Source organism: Neobacillus sp. B4I6, assembly GCF_050434045.1.
Taxonomy (GTDB): Bacteria; Bacillota; Bacilli; order Bacillales; family Cytobacillaceae; genus Neobacillus.
On sequence record NZ_JBNPWB010000002.1, the window covers coordinates 405794 to 425852 of the forward strand.

Sequence of the window (20059 nt, forward strand, 5' to 3'; positions counted from 1 at the left end):
AGTGGGAGAAGCAATAGTAATTACATCCGGTAAGGGTGGAGTAGGAAAAACAACAACTTCTGCTAATATCGGCACATCATTAGCCCTTCAAGGAAAAAAAGTATGTTTAGTAGATACAGACATCGGTCTTCGGAATTTGGACGTCGTAATGGGACTTGAAAACAGAATCATTTATGATCTGGTCGATGTCGTTGAAAAAAGATGCAAAATCCATCAAGCCCTTGTGAAGGACAAACGATTTGACGGGTTATTATACTTACTGCCAGCTGCGCAAACGGTGGATAAATCCGCTGTGAAGCCAGAACAGATGAAAGATTTGATTTTAGAATTAAAGCAAGACTACGATTATATCATTATTGATTGTCCTGCTGGAATTGAGCAGGGTTTTCATAATGCCATTGCTGGAGCAGATAAAGCGATTGTTGTTACAACGCCAGAGGCATCTGCTGTACGCGATGCAGACCGAATTATTGGCTTGCTCGAAAAACAACCCGATATGGAGTCGCCCAAATTAGTGATCAACCGGATTCGAAATCATATGGTGAAGACTGGTGATATGCTTGAGATTGATGAAGTTACCCAGCATCTTTCCATCGAGCTCATTGGAATTGTAGCGGATGATGACGAGGTAATTAAAGCTTCTAACCATGGTGAACCGATTGCCCTGAATCCGAATAACAAAGCATCGATTGCTTATCGAAATATTGCCCGACGGATTCTCGGTGAATCCATCCCGCTCCAGTCACTCGAGGATGCAGATAAAGGTGTCTTCAAAAAAATTAAAAAATTCTTCGGCGTTCGTTAATTAGAAATGCGGAAGCGCCTACTTTTTCAAACAGCCTGCCCACTAACTTGTGGACAGGCTGTTTTTATTTTTAAGACATACTCTTCCCTTTTCCCTCATAGACTTGTACAAATTAGTGGGAAAAGGGGTGATGGGGATGGCGCGGTCTACACCGGAAGAAATTAGGCGGCGAATCGCAAAGCGAAAAAATGATACTGGGGCAACATCTGTAAAAAGTCCCGACCGCCAAATTGCTTGGCCTAGTGACGATGAAAAATATGGATTCAATCAGTTTACTTCATCAGGAAGCAGTAATGGCGATGATGGGCATCCATTGTTTAAGAAGGAAGTATTTTTTTTCAAAATATTGTCCTCTGTCCTCCTGTTTTTAGTGATAGCGATACTATTTAGGAACCATTCCGCTACTTTTGAGCCAGCTAGAGACGTGGTCATGAAAACAATGGACAAGGATTTTAAATTTGCGACCGTCTCAAACTGGTACGAAAGCAAGTTTGGGAAACCATTGGCCCTACTGCCATTTTCTGAAAAAGATCAAACTGGGAAAAAAGAAGTAGTCGAAAAGGAATTTTCCGTACCAGCAATGGGAAAAATTCTTGAAAACTTTGAAAAAAATGGCCAAGGTATCATGATTGAAACAGGAAAAGGGGCGTCCGTCCAAACCATTAATGATGGCATCGTTACCTTCGCAGGGGTGAAGGAAGGATTGGGGAAAACAGTCATTATTCAGCATTCCGATGCGACCGAAACCTGGTACGGGAATTTGGACCAAATCAAGGTTAACTTATATGAATATATCGATAAAAGAAAAGTAGTTGGCACGGTCTCAGTGTCGGCAGGAGAAGATAAAACCAAAGGAAAATATTACTTTGCCATAAAAAAAGGCGATGATTTCATCGACCCAATTCAGGTGATACGCTTTGAATAGAGCCATGAATTTATTCCAACTTATCTCTATCCATCCCTTATTGTGGATTGTGATTGGACTTTCAATTGTGACCGCTCATTTCCTTGAGGTTTGCTTGTTGCTTGGGATCATTTTTATTCATGAAATGGGGCATGCTGCTGCAGCTTCTTTTTTTTCATGGAGAATCAAGAAAATTACCCTGCTGCCGTTTGGCGGGGTTGCTGAAATGGATGAGCATGGCAATCGGCCGTTAAAGGAAGAGACGATAGTCGTCCTTGCAGGGCCGCTGCAGCATGTGTGGATGGTAGCCCTAGCCTATGGGTTGGTTACCGTCAACTTAATGCCTGAAGACCTTTTTCAGCTCTTCTTAAGCTATAATCTCATGATTTTTGTTTTTAACTTTTTTCCGGTTTGGCCGCTGGATGGCGGGAAACTGGTATTCTTACTGCTCTCATTAAAAAGTTCCTTCCCGATCGCCCATCGCCTAACGCTCATCCTTTCGTTGGTCAGCCTATCGATCTTTTCACTGGTGATCGTGATCGCAGCCCCGACACATATCAATGTCTGGATCATCATTGCCTTCCTTTATTTCTCGCTTTACCACGAATGGAAGCAGAGGCGCTATATTTTTATGAGATTCTTGCTGGAGCGTTACTATGGGAAAAAATCCAGTCTTCGGACCTTGAAACCGATTGAGGCCAATGAACAGGAGCTGCTTATACACGTCCTAGAAAAATTCCAACGTGGCTGTAAACATCCAATTATCGTCGAAGCAGACGGCAAAGAAAAAGGGATGTTAGATGAAAATGAACTATTGCACGCCTATTTTACCGAGAAACGTCTAACCGATAAAATCAGCGACCTTCTTTTTTCTTATTAAACCCTATGTTGATTGGAGCGGAAGGCGCGAGACTCCTGCGGGAGGACGGGGCAGGGGAGACCCCGCAGGCGCGTAGAGCGCCTAGGAGGCTCCCCGGACCGCCCGCGGAAAGCGAAGCGCCTTGGAGCGGAAATCAACATGCATGTTTCACATAGCCTAACTAAAAAGGTATAATGAAAAGAAAAAAGTGAGGTCGCTTGATTGGAAACACTTATTATTAATTACAATTCACGCGAAAAGCGATTTGCTTATCTGAAAGACAACCGCGTGGAAAATATCGTTTTTGACCGACCAGAACATCGATCACTGGTCGGTAATATTTATTTTGGGACTGTGACAAAAGTATTGCCGGGGATGAATGCCGTATTCATTGATATTGGCGAAGAGAAAAATGCGTATTTACACCGTGATGTACTTCCTTCCTATCTCTTATCTGCCGAAAAACAAAAGTCTGTCACCTCGTTTGCCCACCAAGGTGAAAAAATGCTGGTTCAGGTCGATAAGGATGCAACGGGGACGAAAGGTGCTCGCGTGACGGGAATTATTGAAATACAAGGGCCCAATCTCATCTACATGCCAAAAGGCCGCTATGTGGCGGTGTCTAAAAAAATCGCCGACGAAGGTCAAAAAGCAAAACTTCGCCGGATCGGCAGTCGTTTGAAAACAGAGGAAGAGGGGATCATTTTCCGTACCTCATCGATAACGAGTACAGAAGATGAAATCCTTTCAGAACTAATGAACCTGCGCGAGAACCATCAAGAGCTGTTGCAGAATGTGGCCACGATGAAAAAACCAGGGATCATTTTTCAAAAAGATACCTTTATCGAATTGATTATGGACCAAGTAGCTAGAATGACTAGTGGGGAAGTAATCGTTGATGATTTAGCGCTAAAAAAGCTAGCTGAGGAAAAAAATGATCAACTCAAATCCATTTACTACAATGGAAAAGAGAATATTTTTTCTGTACATAAAGTGGAACATGAAATTGATAAAGCCCTCAAGCGTATTGTCTGGCTTGATAATGGTGCTTACCTTATCTTTGACGAAACTGAAGCGTTAACGATTATTGATGTGAATACCGGGAAATTTTCCGGAAAGACAAATTATCAAGACACGGTATTAAAAACAAACCAGTTGGCCGCAAAAGAAGTGGTAAGACAACTGCGTCTGCGCGATATTGGCGGGATTGTCCTTATTGATTTCATTGACATGACACGCGCTGAGGACAAGCAATCGATTCTCACGCTGATTGAAACAGAATTAACCAAGGATCAGAAAAGAACAAAAATGATTGGCTTTACACCGTTAGGCATTCTCCAACTGACTAGGAAGAAGACAAAGGTTACTCTTTCTGAGGCACTTGAGGTGAAGTGTCCTGTTTGTGATGGGACTGGCCGAATCCTTAGTCCTGAAACGGTTGGTTTTAGGCTTGAACGGGAGCTGTTAGAGCACCGCTATTCGGAATTTGAGGCAGTCTTGGTCGAAACAACTCAAGCGGTGAAAGAGGAATTGGTAGGACCGAATGAAGCCCACCGGGAAGCATTAGAGGAGCTAATGCATATCAAACTATATTTTTCAGTTCAGCCTTCAGCCCGCCATTATTATATATTAAAGCAGTTCGGCAATGTGAGTGAGATCTCACAAAAAGCATTTGATTCCTAATCATATTCCTAAATTTCTATTGACACTTTTGCTTATTTTATGTTAGGATTTTGATGTTATGTTTGTAGCACCCGTGCTACAACCGCACAGAACAGGTAGTAAGATTTGTGTGAAAGCATAAGCGCCTGTATATGGCGAGTCTGAGTTTATAAGGAGGTGCAGTTCATGTACGCAATTATTGAAACTGGTGGTAAACAAGTGAAAGTCGAAGAAGGCCAAGCTATCTACATTGAAAAACTTAATGCAGAAGCTGGTGAAACAGTTACTTTTGATAAAGTTCTTTTCGTTGGCGGTGAAAACGTAAAAGTAGGAAGCCCTGTTGTTGCAGGCGCTACGGTTACAGCTAAAATTGAAAAGCAAGGTCGTCAAAAGAAAATTACTGTTTTCAAGTACAAAGCGAAGAAAAACTACCACAAGAAGCAAGGTCATCGTCAACCTTACACTAAAGTAGTCATCGAAAAAATCAACGCGTAAGGTGTTGAATCATAGATGATTCAAATTACGATTAATCGTACAGAGTCCGGATTTATTCAATCATTCGAAATAAGTGGTCATGCATTTTTCGCCAATCGAGGCAAGGATATCGTCTGTGCAGGCGTATCTGCAGTATCCATTGGAGCAATCAACGCTGTGCACGCCCTAACAGGTGTCACGCCCGAGATTGAGCATGAGGGCGGCTTTCTCCGCTGTGTTGTACCGGAACATCTTTCGGGAGACATTTATGAGAAAGTACAACTTCTTCTAGAAGGTATGACTGTTTCATTGCGTACGATTGAAGAAGAATACGGAAAGCACATAAAGATTACCTTCAAAAAGTAGGAGGTGGAATGAATGTTATTAAAATTAGATCTTCAGTTGTTTGCATCTAAAAAAGGTGTAGGTTCTACAAGGAACGGTCGTGACTCACACGCTAAGCGTCTTGGTGCTAAGCGTGCAGACGGACAATTTGTATCTGGTGGTTCAATCCTATACCGTCAACGCGGTACAAAGATTTACCCAGGTGAAAACGTTGGCCGTGGAGGAGACGATACTCTTTTTGCAAAAGTTGACGGCGTTGTGAAATTTGAACGTTTCGGTCGTGATCGCAAAAAAGTGAGCGTTTATCCAGTAGCTCAAGAAGCTTAAGGTAACTAGCGAAAACTCTAACCTGTTTGGTTAGAGTTTTCTTTTTGCTAACGAATTTTTCCTTCCATATATTCTTCAGGAAAACTACTTCGTAGATGCTTCTTTTTGCCTCTAATGATCTTTCATCACATAAAATTGCTTACTCAGGGTTATTTTTTTGATATACTATCAGCAAAATAGTGTTGTGACACTTAATGTGGGAGTGTACGTATGGAGAAAGAATGGGATATTGTTGAGGTGCTCCGGCACTCTCGACATGATTGGTTAAATAGGCTTCAGTTAATTAAGGGGAACTTGGATTTAAATCGAATCGACCGGGCAAAAGCGGTTATTGACGAAATTATTATTGAAGCACAGCATGAGTCAAAACTAACAAATTTAAAAATGCCTTTATTTGCCTCACTGCTGTTTAAGTCTAATTGGGAGAATTCCTCTTTTAAGCTTGAATATGAAGTTCTTCAAGATTCGGAATCCTTTCAAATTAATGAAGAACAGATCACAAAGTGGACTTGCCTTTTTTTTGAGTGTTTAAATGAGGCAATTGAAGCATTCCAAGAAAATCATTTATCAATATCAATTGATCCGCAATCAGAAGGAGTTCGTTTCTTTTTTGATTTTAGCGGGATAATAATAAAAAGTGAATTAATTGAAGCATTCCTTTCAGACCCCAATATTCTACTGGATGTAGTGGTCAAGGAATTCTCAGAAAGCGAACTCACAGTAGAAGTTTTTATCCCTATTCAAAAAAAGTAGGCTAAAAAACTGAGGTTTTTTTCGTGACAAAAGTTAATTCGATATGCAGACTGGAGGAATAAGATGTTTGTTGATCAAACGAAGATTTATGTAAAAGCCGGAGATGGCGGAAATGGTATGGTTGCGTTTCGTAAGGAAAAATATATACCAAAAGGCGGTCCAGCCGGTGGTGATGGCGGTAAAGGTGCCAATGTTGTTTTTGAAGTAAATGAAGGCTTGCGCACCTTGATGGATTTCCGTTATCAGCGTCACTTTAAAGCACCGCGCGGCGAGCATGGCATGTCCAAGAACCAGCACGGTGCCGGTGCAAAGGATATGATTGTTAAGGTACCGCCTGGAACAGTGGTCATTGATGAAAAAACGAAGGAAGTTATTGCTGATTTAGTCGAGAATGGACAGCAGGCAATTATTGCAAGAGGCGGCCGTGGCGGACGTGGAAATTCTCGATTTGCAACTCCGGCCAATCCAGCACCAGAGTTATCTGAAAATGGAGAACCAGGCCAAGAACGTGAAGTCATTCTTGAATTGAAGCTGCTTGCTGATGTCGGATTAGTTGGTTTTCCAAGTGTTGGTAAGTCGACATTATTATCGGTTGTATCATCGGCAAGACCGAAAATCGCCGAGTACCATTTTACCACAATTGTTCCGAATCTTGGTATGGTAGAAACGGAAGACGGCAGAAGCTTTGTTATGGCAGACCTTCCAGGTTTGATTGAAGGGGCAAGTGAAGGGGTTGGCCTCGGCCATCAATTCTTACGTCATATAGAACGGACAAGGGTTATTGTCCATGTCATTGATATGGCAGCGATGGAAGGCAGAGACCCATATGAGGACTACCTTACAATCAACAAGGAATTAAAAGAGTACAACCTGCGCTTGACAGAACGGCCACAAGTTATCGTTGCAAATAAGATGGATATGCCTGAAGCTGAGGAAAACTTGAAAAAGTTTAAGGAGCAGCTGGAAGAGGATTATCCAATCTTCCCTATTTCAGCCGTAACAAGAAAAGGACTGCGTGAGCTATTGTTTGCTGTAGCTGATAAGATCGAGGAAACACCAGAATTTCCACTTGAACATGAAGAAGAGGAAATAACGGGTGTCCATCGTGTTCTTTATAAGCACGAAGCAGAGCCGGAAGCATTTAGAATTACGAGAGAACCTGATGGGTCATTTGTTGTCTCTGGTGAAAAAACAGATAAGCTCTTTAAGATGACAGACTTCTCAAGAGAAGAATCCGTCCGCCGTTTTGCACGTCAACTTCGTGGTCTTGGTGTTGATGAAGCGTTAAGGGAAAGAGGAGCAAAAGACGGGGATATTGTGAAATTAATGGAGTTTGAATTCGAGTTTATTGAGTAGAAGGAAAGGCCCTGAAGAGATCAAGGTAGGGTGATAAAAATGGAAAACGCTGATAAAAAATTTTACTTAGTGCGTGAAGATGTGTTGCCAGAAGCGATGAAAAAAACGCTTGATGTCAAGGAAATGCTTGAGAGAGGTAAAGCAGAATCAATTGCAGATGCAGTTCATAAAGCGGATTTAAGCAGAAGTGCCTTTTATAAATATAGAGATACTGTTTTTCCTTTCTCGTCCATTAAAAAGGAAAAGATTATCTCGCTTTTCTTTCACCTAGAAGATCGTTCAGGCACGCTATCAAAATTGCTTAGTGTTGTGGCCAATTCAGGCTGCAATATTGTTACCCTTCACCAAACGATTCCGTTGCAAAGCAGGGCGAATGTGACTCTCTCATTAAACACTTCAAACATTACGATGGAAATAGATGAGTTACTTAAAGAACTAAGGAAACTCGAATTTGTAGAAAAGGTAGAAGTGCTGGGAACAGGTGTGTAGGTGAAAAACTACTACCGGCTCTCAGCTTTCTTTTTAAAAAAATAAGGAGTGGGGAAATAGTGAAGGTTGGATATTTAGGACCAAAGGCTACATTCACAGAGTTAGCAGTGAAAAAGGTTTTTCAAGGATTTGAACTTGTGCCCTATCAGACGATTCCTGCAAGTGTCGATGCCATCGTAGATAAAGAAGTGGATCTTGCAGTCGTTCCAATTGAGAACGCTTTGGAAGGCTCAGTCAATATTACACTTGATTATTTAACACATGTTGTTCAGATTCCGATTATTGGTGAAATTACGTTACCTATTAAGCAGCATTTGATGGTTCATCCTGATAATATGGACAATTGGCGTGATGTAAGTAAGGTATACAGCCACTCTCATGCGATTGCTCAGTGCCATAAATTTTTACATAATCAATTAAAAGGAGTGCCGTTTGAGAGTGTGTCTTCCACTGCAGCAGCGGCGCAAATGGTAATGGAGCAACCTGCCTTAAAAGCGGCCGCGATTGCGAATGAATTAGCGGCAAAAGAATATGGGTTGGCGATTGTCCAAAGGAACATCCATGATTTTGACTATAATCACACGCGGTTTGTGGTTCTAACAAAAGAGAATTTTGATTTCCAGGCCATGAGTGGTTCATCCCATTACAAAACGACACTGATGGTTACATTGCCTGAGGACGACCAAGCTGGAGCCCTTCATCAGGTGTTATCAGCGTTCGCCTGGAGAAAGTTAAACTTATCAAAAATTGAATCTCGGCCGATGAAAACTGGAATTGGCAATTATTTTTTCATTATTGATATCGAAATGGAATTTGATGAGGTATTGATACCTGGAGCAATGGCAGAGCTAGAGGCATTAGGCTGTAGTGTTAAATTATTAGGAAGCTATCCATCCGTTATGGTGAAATTGGATTAATAACGAAAGGACCCGAGTATTTCGGGTCCTTTTATTGTTCTGTCTATCAAGGCGCTATTCAATCATAAAACCTTCTGCCTTAAGGGCTGCTTCGGCTTTATCTAAGACTTGGGTGCTTGAGGCTGAAATGGTATGAAGGTGGATTCCTTCCGTTAACTCAGATAATAAGGAAGCTTTGGTTTTTTGCATGTTTTCCAAGAATTGTTTAACTTCTTGGCGATTTGAAACCATAATCGATGCGGTCAAATCTCCGTAAACCGTGTGTTCAATTCTTACATCTTTCACTAACACACCATGGTCAACTAGCAGATTTAGCTCCCTTTCTGTTTCTTCCGGTAAATGTCTGCATGCGATTGTTCTTTCAAAGGAATAAGTGCTGGAGTTTTGCTTTAAATAAATATAACCTTGGCTGGTTGCAATAATGGGTTCATTTTTAGCCTTAAGAAGAGTGATATCCCCAACGATCACCTGTCTGCTTACATTGGTTCGATTGGCAAGTTCACTTCCTGTCAGCGGGACAGGGCTATCTTTTAACTGTTGTAGAATTAAAGACCTCCTTTCCTCTCCCAATATTTTTTTTTGCTCGACCATATAATTCCTCCTATTTCTATTGCTGTTTACCTATTTTAGCACAGTTTAAATTTTTTTATATAACGGAAGCGGACTTGAAGGCATTCACGATTTTAACGATGCTTTCCCCAAGTTGAATAACATCCTCCAAGCTAGTGGAATGGCCAAAAGAGATGCGGATAAACTCTTTTGCTTCTTCCGTCGATAATCCTAGTGCCTGCGTGACTTTGGCCGGAGACTGCATGCCAATCTGACAGGCGCTGCCCGTTGAAATCGCGAACCCTAATCGATTGCATTCCAGCATCATCCATTGGCCTTCAATTCCGGAAATCCGAAGCCCGATAATACTAGCGAGCTGCGAACCTTCGTCACCTTGATAAATCCTCACTTGTTCCTTAATGGGCTCAAGCGTATCCATAAAAGCCTTCCGCAACAATCGATATTTATTATGATCCGCTTGCAAGCTTCCAGTTATTTTCTGTGCGGCAACTGTCATTGCGGCAATTGCAGGGACATTGACCGTGCCTGGACGGAATCCTTTTTCATGAGAGGTTCCTGGAAAAAACGACTGCCATTTAATACGGGGATCAACATAGACGCCTCCAATCCCTTTGGGTCCATAGATTTTATGTCCTGAAAAAGAAAAACTGCTGACATGCGGAGCAATTGATTTTAGATCCATTTTTCCAAAAGATTGAACAAAATCGCTGTGCAGATGAATATTGTGATCCTGGCAAATTTTAGCGATTTCAGCGATTGGCTGGATCGTCCCAATCTCAGAATTAACATGCTGCAGGGTCATTAGTATGGTTTCTGGTGTAATCGACTTTACTAGTTGTTCAAGATTGATCAAACCATTTGAATTTAACGGAAGCAATGTGATGTCATAGCCAGCTTCCTTTAGTCTGTTAAGGGTCCCATGGACGGATGAATGTTCCGCCACACCTGCGATAATATGATTCCCTTTCTTTTTAGGGGAGGATAACAAGGCTTCTATAGCTAAAAAAGTCCCTTCTGATCCTCCACTAGTGAAGAATATTCCATTTTTATCAACCCCAACTAGATTAGCCAGTTCTTCACGGCAATTTTCAAGTAAGGCAGCTGATTGTCCTCCGATATCATGGAGGCTGCTGGAATTGCCAAAGTATTCAGTGGCAACTTTCAAATACACTTCGGCTGCTTCAGGATCTAATGGAGTTGTTGCTGCAAAATCAAAATATTTCATCATACATCTCCAATACTCGAATTTTTTTGGTGGTGGTAAAGGTCATTGTTGATTTTAAAGCATACGTTGATCGAAGCGCCTGGAGCGGAAATCAACAGCCATGTTTAACACTGTGATTTCTACTTTTCTATAAAAATACTTGTTTTTAGTTTAAATCTATGTAAATATATATGTCAAGACACCTGTTAGGTCAGGAGGATTATTAGATGACAAATGACGATATATTAATTATAGGAAGTGGAATAGCCGCTTTACAGCTGGCTGTACAATTAAATAATGAATTGAATGTGAGAATTCTCACAAAGGGGAAATTACGAACGGCGAATTCGTATCTGGCCCAAGGTGGGATTGCGGCAGCGTTGGGTGCAAATGACCATCCTTCTAAACATATTGTCGATACGCTGGAAGCGGGAAGATTTCACAACAATCAAGATGCTGTTCAGCAAGTCATTAATGCCGCACCAGATCTGATCAAGAACATTGCTTGCAAAGGGGATATATTTGATAAAGATCAAACGGGGGAATTGTTTCTTGGGATGGAAGGGGCTCACAGCGAAAAGAGAATTGTACATGGCGGTGGCGATGCCACTGGCAAAAACGTCATGGAGTTTCTGATTAGTCAGCTTAAGCGTAAGAAAAATATCACGGTCGAAGAGAATGTCTTTGCCTATGAATTACTGCTAAATTCCGAACAGAAACGTTGTGTAGGTGTTAAAGCCAAAACATCAACAGGTGCGATTCAAAGGTTTTACGGCAATCATGTCATTATCGCGACAGGCGGCTGCGGACAATTATATACCTACACTTCCAACGCTAAAACAGTCAGCGGCGATGGAATTGCGATGGCTTATTTAGCCGGTGCTGATATCGTTGATATGGAATTTATTCAATTTCACCCTACGCTTTTATCTATAAACGGTGAAACAAAGGGGTTAATTTCTGAAGCCGTTAGGGGAGAAGGGGCGACCCTAGTTACCGAGGATGGTACTCCTATTATGGAGGGTGTCCACCCCTTAAAAGATCTTGGCCCGAGGCATGTAGTCTCGCAAAGGATCTATGAATTTATAAAAAAAGGCAAACAAATTTATTTGGATATAAGCAAAATTGAAGAATTTAGTAAAAGATTTCCTTCGATTACCTCTATTTGTGAGGACAATGGAATCCGTATCTCGGATGGGAAAATCCCTGTCGCACCCGGAAGTCATTTTCTAATGGGAGGAATTAAAACCGATTTAATTGGACGATCTTCGATTGATGGGCTTTATGCGATCGGGGAAGCCTCCTGCACTGGATTGCACGGTGCAAATCGTTTAGCTAGTAATTCCTTATTAGAGGGATTATTTCAAGGGGAACAGTTGTCGAAATGGATCAATGAAGCGGGTAAAGAAACACAAGTTTTCGTGCAGGATTATTTTTATTATCCAACGAAGGAAGAAAAAATGAATTTGCCAACCATTGAAAAAATTAAAGCATTAATGATGGAACGGGTTGGAATTGTCCGAAATAAAGCAAATCTGAAAAAGCAGCAAGCTTGGGTTTCTCAATATAAGGCCGAAAAGATCCATTTAGATACTTGTTCAACACAAGACATGACCAAGGTTTTTATGCTGATCATCGCCAATCTAATCACAGAATCTGCATTGAAGCGGACAGAGAGTCGGGGCGGTCACTTCAGAAGTGATTATCCGAAAGAAGAAAATCACAGTTGGTTAAGGAAATCAATTATTCATAACTATAATCAGGGAATGGAGAAGTCCAATGAACACATTGAAACTGCGCTCGCAACTTGAGAAATTTTTTATGGAAGATATCGGGGAACAGGATATTACGACCGATCTAATCTTTGGTGATAGCACAAATGGGGAAATTGTTTTTCTTTCAAAAGATGATGGTGTTTTTTGTGGAGAAGAAATTATCAAAACTGGATTTCAGCTGTTAAATAACGAAATTTCAACTCAAGTGTTTGTGAAGGATGGTCAGTCAATCAAATACGGCGACAAGTTAGCACATGTCTCTGGAAAAATAGCTGATTTATTAAAAGGGGAAAGAGTCATCCTTAATCTTATTCAAAGGATGAGCGGGATTGCTACCTTAACGCGTCAAACAGTTCACACCCTTGATAGTGGACATACAAAAGTTTGTGATACACGGAAAACTACGCCAGGACTCCGGATGCTTGAAAAATACGCTGTTCGCACTGGGGGCGGTTTTAATCACCGTTTTGGATTATACGATGGGGTCATGATTAAAGACAACCACATTTCGTTTGCCGGCTCGATTACCAAGGCGGTAGAAGCGATTCGCAAAAATGCCGGTCATATGGTGAAGGTTGAAGTGGAAACGGAGACGGAAGCACAAGTAATTGAAGCCGTAAATGCAGGGGCGGATGTCATCATGTTTGATAATCGGACCCCTGATGAAATTAAGGAATTGATAAAATTAGTCCCGGCTAACATCATTACCGAAGCCTCAGGCGGAATCCAATTAGCCAATATTGCTGATTTTCGGGATACAGGTGTAGATTATATCTCACTTGGATACTTAACTCATTCATATAAAGCACTCGACATCAGTGTAAAAGTACTTTGGAATAAGGGAGATGAGTAAAATGAATATTTTGGCTACATTACAAAAAAATATCATGATTCCTGAAAAATACAAGCAAATGACGAGAGAAGAACTTGAAAACCGTGTGATGGAGGTAAAGAAACAGCTCGGTTCACGTCTGTTTATTCCAGGTCATCATTATCAAAAAGACGAAGTCGTTCAGTTTGCTGATGCGACAGGTGATTCCCTGCAACTTGCGCAATTATCAGCTGAAAATACAGAAGCTGAATTTATTGTTTTCTGTGGTGTACATTTCATGGCAGAAACGGCAGATATTTTAACAAGTGAAAAGCAAAAGGTGATCTTGCCTGATATGCGCGCAGGTTGTTCGATGGCTGATATGGCGGATATCCAGCAAACAGAAAGAGCATGGGAAACGCTCCAGGAAATATTCGGAGACACGATTCTTCCATTAACATATGTCAATTCAACCGCAGCAATTAAATCATTTGTCGGTGCACATGGCGGGGCTACGGTCACTTCATCCAATGCCGAGACGATGGTTAAGTGGGCATTTGAAATGAAGGAAAGAATATTATTTTTACCAGATCAGCATTTAGGCAGAAATACTGCCGCTGATTTAGGCGTAGGTTTAGACGAAATGGCGATTTGGAATCCAATTAATCATGTCCTGGAATACGAAGGTGATTTTTCAAAAATTAAAGTAATCCTTTGGAAAGGGCATTGCTCGGTTCATGAGAATTTCACTGTCCAAAATGTTAGCGATACACGCAGTCAATATCCTGATATGAAAATTATCGTTCATCCGGAATGCCGCCGTGAGGTAGTGGAGCTAGCGGATATGGCCGGATCAACTAGTTATATTATCAAAGCGATTGAAAGTGCTGAGCCCGGAACAGCTTGGGCGATTGGAACGGAGATGAATCTTGTCAATCGGTTAATAAAAAATCACCCGGATAAAAAGATCATTTCGTTAAATCCGCATATGTGTCCGTGTCTAACCATGAACCGAATCGATCTGCCGCATTTAGTTTGGAGCCTAGATACACTAGAAGAGACAAATAATATCATTAAAGTAAGTCCTGAGATTGCTGAAAATGCAAAACTTGCGCTTGAACGGATGTTATTAAATTCATAATTAATATTAAAAAAGATGCAATTTACCAGATTGCATCTTTTTTATATTTTAGGGGGGATTCATATTCTTTTGAAAAATAGCATAAGTTTTTGTGAAGAAGGATAGCACTTTGCCCATTTTCACATAGACTATATGGACTTATGCCATAGGAGGGGAAATCAGAGTGAAGATCCATATCGTACAGAAAGGGGATACTCTTTGGAAGATTGCCAAGAAGTACGGCGTGAATTTTGAAGAGCTGAAAAAGATGAATTCACAGCTCAGCAACCCTGATATGATTATGCCCGGTATGAAAATAAAGGTCCCAACTTCAGGTGGAACGATAAAAAAAGAAGCACCGATGGGGACCAAACCTGGTACTACAATCAACTTAGGAGTAAAAAAAGAAATGCCGCTTGCTGAGCAACCGTTAGTCAAAGAGAAACCCGTTAAAGAAGTACCGATTAAGGAAGCGCCAATTGCGAAAGAAGCACCGATTAAAGAGGCTCCAATCAAAGAGGCACCAATCAAGGAAGCACCAATCAAGGAGGCACCGATCAAGGAAGCTCCAATTAAGGAAGCACCAAAAGCACCTTATACTCCAAAAATGCCTCTACAAATAGTCCCAGAAATAGATATCAACAATTATTACATGATGAACATGCAAAATATGACTGTTCAACAGCCGCCTAAACCTGCCAATATACTTCCTGAGATAAAAGAAGTACCAAAAAAAGAAGTCCCAATTAAAGAAGTACCAATCAAAGAAGTACCAATAAAAGAGACTCCAATAAAAGAGAATATTGTTTATGCTCCACCACCAGTCATGGAAGCACCTGTAGAAGTGGCACCGCAACAAGATTTTTGTGTACCTGTTACGCCAGTTATGCCTGGCCCTGGATTCTGTCCACCATTTGGAGTTGGTTTCCCGATGGAAATGAACCCGAACCCATTCATGCCTTACCCGCAAATGCAAGGTGGGGGTATGCCGATGCCAATACCTTACCCGCAAATGCAAGATGGTGGTATGTCGATGCCAATGCCTTATCAACAAATGCAAGATGGTGGTATGCCGATGCCAATGCCTTATCAACAAATGCAAGATGGTGGTATGTCGATGCCAATGCAGCCAAGTGGGTATCCTGGTAATGCTCCGTCAGTTGCAGGTGCATCGTTTGTAGCGCCGCATTTCGATGATGAATCATCATCCTTTATGCCGCAGCTACCTGTTATGAACCCAGCGTATAATCCGAGTGCTGTAATGGGTGCGCAATCACCACAGCAGCCAATCGGTTCCCCAGCAGCTTTTGGTCAAATGCCACAAGGTTATGGCCAACAAATGCCAGCAGGATATGGTCAAGTGCCAGGAGGATATGGTCAAATGCCAGCGGGCTATGAGCAGCAAATGCCAGCAGGGTATGGCCAACAAGTGCCAGGAGGATATGGTCAAATGCCAGCGGGCTATGAGCAGCAAATGCCAGGAGGATATGGTCAAATGCCAGCGGGCACTGGTCAGCAAATGCCAGGAGGATATGGTCAAATGCCAGCGGGCTATGACCAGCAAATGCCAGGAGGATATGGTCAAATGCCAGCGGGCACTGGTCAGCAAATGCCAGGAGGATATGGTCAAATGCCAGCGGGCACTGGTCAGCAAATGCCAGGAGGATATGGTCAAATGCCAACGGGCATTGGTCAGCAAATGCCAGGAGGATATGGTCAAATGCCAGCGGGCTATCCAATGGAAAGCCCTTCAGGATTCGAGACACTACACAACCCAACTGACTTTGCTCCACATCCAGTAATGCCTGGAAACCCGTTCGGAAATCCAGCAATGGCTAATCCGTATGGAATGGGTGCACCATATGGCCAAATGCCATACGGATACCCGCATATGGGTGGTCCAATGAGTGCACCTGCAGGCTTTGGAACACCAGAAATGGAGGGACCAGGTCCATTCATGCAGCAGCCAAATCCAACACAGGGGTTACCAGTAGGAACCGGAGCGATGGGGGATTGCGGCTGTGGAGCTGCACCAGCTGGAATGCCTGGACCGGAAACCACACCGCAGCCAGCAGCCATGCCACCAAACTTTGTACCGCCAACGCCGCCAATCTATAGCGCACCATATACAGGACCTGTTAATGCTGCACAGCCTCCTTATATGAACCCATATGGTATGGGTCCGGTTGGAACAAGTCCTTACGGTATGCCGGGTTACCAAGATGAGAGCCTTTAATACAGCAAATAATAAAAAGGGAGACGATGATTATTTTGATCGTCTCCTCTCTTATTTTCAATCAAAGTTCTATGATAGAATCCTTCAGATGATTCCGATTCGAAAATCCGTTATTTTTTTAAGAACGAATAAAAATGATTATGTCATAAAAGGGTATCATACCAACAGTAGACTTAGGCTCCAAGAAGCCTTTACAGCAACATTGAAAAAAGAAGGATTTAAAAAGACATATTTGTTTTTAACATCCCCAGTGAGAGACCAGCTTTTTTTTGAGGGAACTTACTTCGGATGTATGGAGTACATTCCGCCGAATAAAAACGTATTTTCTTTTCATACTCATAAAAATCGCCAAGAAGGAATGGAGTTATTAGAGCAATTTCACCAAACCACAGCTTCGTTTGAATCACGCTATCGAACCTTACTGCCAAAAGGGCACCTTATTGAAAAATGGACAGAAAGGTTAAATGTTTTCTCCAATAATCTTCCCTATCTTGGGTATTTTATCAATGAGCTCTTCATCTCGGAAATGTTGTCTTGGGCAAAATGGTCACTTGAAGGTATGGAAAATAATCGTGTCTTTTTTCAAAAAGAACCAACCGTAATATTGCATGGGGATGTAGCCCATCATAACTTTTTAAGGGATACAGAGGGGCAGTTACATCTCATTGATTTTGATTTAATTAGTATCGGACCCGCATCATTTGATTATTTACAATATGCAAACCGAATTTTGCCTTTTACCGATTGGTCATTTGACAGACTGTCGAGCCTTAAACAAATTAAAAAATACTTACACGAAGAGGCTTTTTTATTTGCCTTAGCCTATCCCGCCGATATTTTTCGGGAATGGAATCGAATGATCCGTGAAAAATCGTACACAGATCATACAAAATATAAACAGGTAATGGATTTAACCATTAGTCAGTTTTATGCAAGAAAAAAGTTTATTGACCACCTAAGGGAGTTATTGGACTGAGCAGCTTTGGAATTTTCCGTCTGAATGAAATCCCCCCGAAAATAACACCCTATTAATGAGCATGTTAAGCTCATGCTCAGGATGTTAATGGAGGGGGTTTTTCGCTTGAACAAGAAGCAGTGGATGATTCCTCTTTCAGCCGCATTAATGTTGGGGCTGGCTGGATGCGCAAATGATAATAATCGTGCGGGTGTTAATAAAAACAATAACAACTCGTTAAGCCCGGTTGGATATTATTCCAATGAAAACCACCCAACTTCAGATAACGATTTATTTAGGGATGATGACGGGGCAATAACGGAAATGATGGACCATTCTCTTGGGGATGAGGATCAAGTTACAAATGAAAACAGAAGAAGGCAGCTTCAATCACGAGACGAAAATGGAAATCCAAAAAATCCATCATCACCTTTAGCTTCCAAAGACCGTAATTTTTTCCAACGCGATAATCGTTTTAGTACAAGCGATATGAACTATCATGGTCATCTGAATGTAAAAAATGGAAATGCCGGGGTTGTTACGGATCCTGACTTCCAGGATAATTTTACTAATAAAGTCAGAAACAAAGTAGAAGCGATTCCGAATGTACAGACCGTAAGATCCGTCGCTTATGGAAATACTGTCATTGTTTCAGTAGTGTTAAATGATCAAGGTAAAGCCGCTGCTACAAAAAGTGCAATTAAGAGAGCCGTGAGGCCCTACGCAAACGGAAGAACGGTAAAGGTCATAACCGATGAAGGAACCCTTGGCCGCGACCGCAATTTCAACAAAGATAATCAGCACGAAAAGGGCGGAAGGTAATTCCTTCCGCGGTAGAGGGCAAAGCTTACGAGCTTTGCCCTTTTAATATTGCATGAAGGATAAAAAGGCAAAATAAGGCTAAACTAGTACTGGATAGATTGTTCAATTTTTAACAATAAGAGGTGAGTAGCATGAGGTATAAGTGGATGGCATGGTATCGGTATAGTCTCGCCGGATTCGCTGTTCTTCTCTTCATGTTTATTTTTAATGCCAAAGGAATGACCATTATCGCCGCTGCTTCACAAATGGATACCCATAAAAAGACTGAACCTTTACATGTAACCGTTATTTTGGAAAGGGTCTATTTAGATGGGGAAATAAGTCAAGAAGTAGTCCACGAGACTTGCTGGTCTGCCGAGAATTTCTGGGCAAAATATGACCAATGGCAGCTGGCTGATATCGATGATTCGACCATGGTATTTCGGAGACAGGTCAATGACATATCACCATTGCTTAAAGCGAATGGCTTTTTTGGGATAACAGAAGATGGTGTTTTGAGCATTTTTAATGGAAGACCGGACCAATTGAGAATTATCCAATCATTTTTTCAAATAGATATTAAGAAGTTGGAAAGTACGAAGCAAGAAGAACTTCTTCAAGGTATACCAATCAAAACAAAAGATCGATTTGTTGAAGTTTTAGAGACATTTAAGCCTTATTCTTTAAAAAAAGAATAGTAACATCACCGAATCAGACTGATGCCGCCACTTCAGCCTGGTTTTTTTTTGAATTCTCCTTGTTCGAGTCGTACTTTTGTGAATCTTAATGATTTATTAGCGGAAAATAGAGTTTAATGGGCGAATTTTGAGGTTTAATGGGCGAATTCCGCAGTCCATTGTGCGAATTTTGAGGTTTAATGAGCGAATTCCGTCATTCATTGAGCGAATCCAACTCTATCAGCGAATCCCAAACTCCAATCAGCGAATTTCTCAGTTCTATCAGCGAATCCCGAATTCCGAATAGTTTGATGTTTCGTCTACCAGCCTATTTTCTACAACTAACCTAAAATTGTATGATAGAATGAAATACAGTGAAAAACTAGGGGAGAGAATGTAGTGTACGAATTTATAAAAGGGACCGTCGATTTTGTCGGACCAGAATATATAGTTGTTGAGAACAGCGGCATTGGCTACCAAATATCTACACCCAATCCGTTTATTTATGCTAGTAAAATGGAAACAATGGTAACAGTCTATACCTACCACTACGTTCGTGAGGATGTAATGGCCCTGTACGGCTTCGAAACAAGAGAAGAGAAAAAGCTTTTTACAAAATTACTAAATGTATCTGGAATCGGTCCAAAAGGGGCGTTGGCAATCCTTGCTTCCGGTGAAGTACAACAGGTGGTTACTGCCGTTGAAAATGAAGATGAAAGCTTCCTAGTCAAATTCCCCGGGGTCGGCAAAAAAACAGCCCGGCAAATGATATTGGACTTAAAAGGAAAATTGCAGGATATCGTTCCCGACTATTTCCCCAATTTATTTAATACCGACCAACTTCACTTACATACACAAGCAACCAACTCGAACTTGGAAGAAGCAATTCTTGCTCTGAAAGCATTGGGTTATTCCGAAAAGGAAATCAAAAAGATTTCACCTGAGTTAAGAAAAGAACAAATGTCAACGGACCAATACATTAAGAAAGCCCTTCAGCGGCTTTTAAAATAGGTGATGAT

20 protein-coding genes, 1 pseudogene and 1 other annotated feature are annotated in these 20059 nt (G+C 41.5%); of the genes and pseudogenes, 19 read left to right on the forward strand and 2 right to left on the reverse strand.

From position 1 onward, the window contains the following. Position 1: 1 nt before the first annotated feature. The 11 genes from minD to pheA all read left to right on the forward strand — a co-directional run bounded on the left by minD (position 2) and on the right by pheA (position 8891). On the forward strand, positions 2 to 805 hold the full coding sequence (minD, locus tag QF028_RS03785; RefSeq protein WP_088089143.1) for a septum site-determining protein MinD: 804 nt from the start codon (positions 2 to 4) through the stop codon (positions 803 to 805). Between the two features lie 136 nt (positions 806 to 941). Next, positions 942 to 1730 carry a peptidoglycan DD-metalloendopeptidase family protein gene (locus tag QF028_RS03790; protein WP_429464225.1) on the forward strand — a complete coding sequence of 263 codons (789 nt, stop codon included), beginning with the start codon at positions 942 to 944 and terminating at the stop codon, positions 1728 to 1730. Then, on the forward strand, positions 1723 to 2589 hold the full coding sequence (locus QF028_RS03795) for a M50 family metallopeptidase (RefSeq protein ID WP_429464227.1): 867 nt from the start codon (positions 1723 to 1725) through the stop codon (positions 2587 to 2589). Before QF028_RS03790 ends, QF028_RS03795 begins: the two co-directional genes overlap by 8 nt. 201 nt (positions 2590 to 2790) lie before the next feature. Further along, positions 2791 to 4251, forward strand: a complete 1461-nt coding sequence (locus QF028_RS03800; RefSeq protein ID WP_429464229.1) for an Rne/Rng family ribonuclease — start codon at positions 2791 to 2793, stop codon at positions 4249 to 4251. A 70-nt stretch (positions 4252 to 4321) separates the two neighbouring features. After that, positions 4322 to 4403 (forward strand) — a sequence feature (ribosomal protein L21 leader region). 13 nt (positions 4404 to 4416) lie between these two features. After that, a complete protein-coding gene (gene rplU / locus QF028_RS03805; protein WP_168245219.1) occupies positions 4417 to 4725 on the forward strand; it encodes a 50S ribosomal protein L21 in 309 nt (102 codons plus the stop codon). Positions 4726 to 4740: 15 nt separating this feature from the next. Then, on the forward strand, positions 4741 to 5070 hold the full coding sequence (locus QF028_RS03810; RefSeq protein WP_429464231.1) for a ribosomal-processing cysteine protease Prp: 330 nt from the start codon (positions 4741 to 4743) through the stop codon (positions 5068 to 5070). Between the two features lie 12 nt (positions 5071 to 5082). Further along, positions 5083 to 5376 carry a 50S ribosomal protein L27 gene (rpmA, locus tag QF028_RS03815; RefSeq protein WP_066257887.1) on the forward strand — a complete coding sequence of 98 codons (294 nt, stop codon included), beginning with the start codon at positions 5083 to 5085 and terminating at the stop codon, positions 5374 to 5376. 210 nt (positions 5377 to 5586) lie between these two features. After that, positions 5587 to 6129: a Spo0B C-terminal domain-containing protein gene (locus tag QF028_RS03820; protein ID WP_429464232.1), complete on the forward strand. Its 543-nt coding sequence runs from the start codon at positions 5587 to 5589 to the stop codon at positions 6127 to 6129. A 63-nt stretch (positions 6130 to 6192) separates the two neighbouring features. Then, positions 6193 to 7485: a GTPase ObgE gene (gene obgE, locus QF028_RS03825; RefSeq protein ID WP_410883851.1), complete on the forward strand. Its 1293-nt coding sequence runs from the start codon at positions 6193 to 6195 to the stop codon at positions 7483 to 7485. 39 nt (positions 7486 to 7524) lie between these two features. Further along, positions 7525 to 7974: an ACT domain-containing protein gene (locus QF028_RS03830; protein WP_168245215.1), complete on the forward strand. Its 450-nt coding sequence runs from the start codon at positions 7525 to 7527 to the stop codon at positions 7972 to 7974. Between the two features lie 59 nt (positions 7975 to 8033). Continuing rightward, positions 8034 to 8891, forward strand: coding sequence for a prephenate dehydratase (gene pheA / locus QF028_RS03835; RefSeq protein ID WP_168245214.1), 858 nt, complete (start codon positions 8034 to 8036; stop codon positions 8889 to 8891). 54 nt (positions 8892 to 8945) lie between these two features. Here the strand turns inward: pheA and QF028_RS03840 are convergent, their stop codons facing one another. Both QF028_RS03840 and QF028_RS03845 read right to left on the reverse strand, forming a co-directional pair. Then, on the reverse strand, positions 8946 to 9482 hold the full coding sequence (locus QF028_RS03840; RefSeq protein ID WP_429464234.1) for a transcription repressor NadR: 537 nt from the start codon (positions 9480 to 9482) through the stop codon (positions 8946 to 8948). Between the two features lie 55 nt (positions 9483 to 9537). Next, positions 9538 to 10689: an IscS subfamily cysteine desulfurase gene (locus tag QF028_RS03845; protein ID WP_429464236.1), complete on the reverse strand. Its 1152-nt coding sequence runs from the start codon at positions 10687 to 10689 to the stop codon at positions 9538 to 9540. A gap of 203 nt (positions 10690 to 10892) precedes the next feature. Here QF028_RS03845 and nadB point away from each other — a divergent pair, with 203 nt between their 5' ends. The 8 genes and pseudogenes from nadB (at position 10893) to ruvA (ending at position 20051) form a co-directional block, all read left to right on the forward strand. After that, positions 10893 to 12476 carry an L-aspartate oxidase gene (nadB, locus tag QF028_RS03850; RefSeq protein WP_429464238.1) on the forward strand — a complete coding sequence of 528 codons (1584 nt, stop codon included), beginning with the start codon at positions 10893 to 10895 and terminating at the stop codon, positions 12474 to 12476. Next, positions 12445 to 13293, forward strand: a complete 849-nt coding sequence (gene nadC / locus QF028_RS03855; RefSeq protein WP_168245211.1) for a carboxylating nicotinate-nucleotide diphosphorylase — start codon at positions 12445 to 12447, stop codon at positions 13291 to 13293. The genes nadB and nadC overlap by 32 nt, the downstream gene beginning before the upstream one ends. A gap of 1 nt (position 13294) precedes the next feature. Next, positions 13295 to 14392 carry a quinolinate synthase NadA gene (gene nadA, locus QF028_RS03860; RefSeq protein ID WP_429464240.1) on the forward strand — a complete coding sequence of 366 codons (1098 nt, stop codon included), beginning with the start codon at positions 13295 to 13297 and terminating at the stop codon, positions 14390 to 14392. A 163-nt stretch (positions 14393 to 14555) separates the two neighbouring features. Beyond that, positions 14556 to 14690: pseudogene (safA, locus tag QF028_RS03865) on the forward strand (SafA/ExsA family spore coat assembly protein); the annotation flags it as partial. 1903 nt (positions 14691 to 16593) lie between these two features. Continuing rightward, positions 16594 to 17583 (forward strand): phosphotransferase, encoded by a 990-nt coding sequence (locus QF028_RS03870; RefSeq protein WP_429464242.1) that lies wholly within the window; start codon positions 16594 to 16596, stop codon positions 17581 to 17583. Positions 17584 to 17688: 105 nt separating this feature from the next. Next, positions 17689 to 18384: a YhcN/YlaJ family sporulation lipoprotein gene (locus tag QF028_RS03875; protein WP_429464244.1), complete on the forward strand. Its 696-nt coding sequence runs from the start codon at positions 17689 to 17691 to the stop codon at positions 18382 to 18384. A gap of 131 nt (positions 18385 to 18515) precedes the next feature. Next, the gene (locus tag QF028_RS03880) at positions 18516 to 19061 is read left to right on the forward strand and encodes a BofC C-terminal domain-containing protein (RefSeq protein ID WP_410883837.1); all 546 of its coding nucleotides are present in this window, start codon (positions 18516 to 18518) and stop codon (positions 19059 to 19061) included. A 378-nt stretch (positions 19062 to 19439) separates the two neighbouring features. Next, the gene (ruvA, locus tag QF028_RS03885; protein WP_168245206.1) at positions 19440 to 20051 is read left to right on the forward strand and encodes a Holliday junction branch migration protein RuvA; all 612 of its coding nucleotides are present in this window, start codon (positions 19440 to 19442) and stop codon (positions 20049 to 20051) included. Positions 20052 to 20059: the final 8 nt, after the last annotated feature.

Excerpts from the sequence above, each read along its gene's own strand:
- nadC (WP_168245211.1), top strand. The coding sequence starts at position 12,445 with ATGAACACATTGAAACTGCGCTCGCAACTTGAGAAATTTTTTATGGAA.
- nadA (WP_429464240.1), top strand. The coding sequence starts at position 13,295 with ATGAATATTTTGGCTACATTACAAAAAAATATCATGATTCCTGAAAAA.
- QF028_RS03820 (WP_429464232.1), top strand. The coding sequence starts at position 5,587 with ATGGAGAAAGAATGGGATATTGTTGAGGTGCTCCGGCACTCTCGACAT.
- QF028_RS03870 (WP_429464242.1), top strand. The coding sequence starts at position 16,594 with ATGAGAGCCTTTAATACAGCAAATAATAAAAAGGGAGACGATGATTAT.
- QF028_RS03880 (WP_410883837.1), top strand. The coding sequence starts at position 18,516 with ATGAGGTATAAGTGGATGGCATGGTATCGGTATAGTCTCGCCGGATTC.
- QF028_RS03810 (WP_429464231.1), top strand. The coding sequence starts at position 4,741 with ATGATTCAAATTACGATTAATCGTACAGAGTCCGGATTTATTCAATCA.
- rpmA (WP_066257887.1), top strand. The coding sequence starts at position 5,083 with ATGTTATTAAAATTAGATCTTCAGTTGTTTGCATCTAAAAAAGGTGTA.
- obgE (WP_410883851.1), top strand. The coding sequence starts at position 6,193 with ATGTTTGTTGATCAAACGAAGATTTATGTAAAAGCCGGAGATGGCGGA.
- QF028_RS03845 (WP_429464236.1), bottom strand. The coding sequence starts at position 10,689 with ATGATGAAATATTTTGATTTTGCAGCAACAACTCCATTAGATCCTGAA.
- rplU (WP_168245219.1), top strand. The coding sequence starts at position 4,417 with ATGTACGCAATTATTGAAACTGGTGGTAAACAAGTGAAAGTCGAAGAA.
- nadB (WP_429464238.1), top strand. The coding sequence starts at position 10,893 with ATGACAAATGACGATATATTAATTATAGGAAGTGGAATAGCCGCTTTA.
- QF028_RS03840 (WP_429464234.1), bottom strand. The coding sequence starts at position 9,482 with ATGGTCGAGCAAAAAAAAATATTGGGAGAGGAAAGGAGGTCTTTAATT.
- QF028_RS03830 (WP_168245215.1), top strand. The coding sequence starts at position 7,525 with ATGGAAAACGCTGATAAAAAATTTTACTTAGTGCGTGAAGATGTGTTG.
- QF028_RS03790 (WP_429464225.1), top strand. The coding sequence starts at position 942 with ATGGCGCGGTCTACACCGGAAGAAATTAGGCGGCGAATCGCAAAGCGA.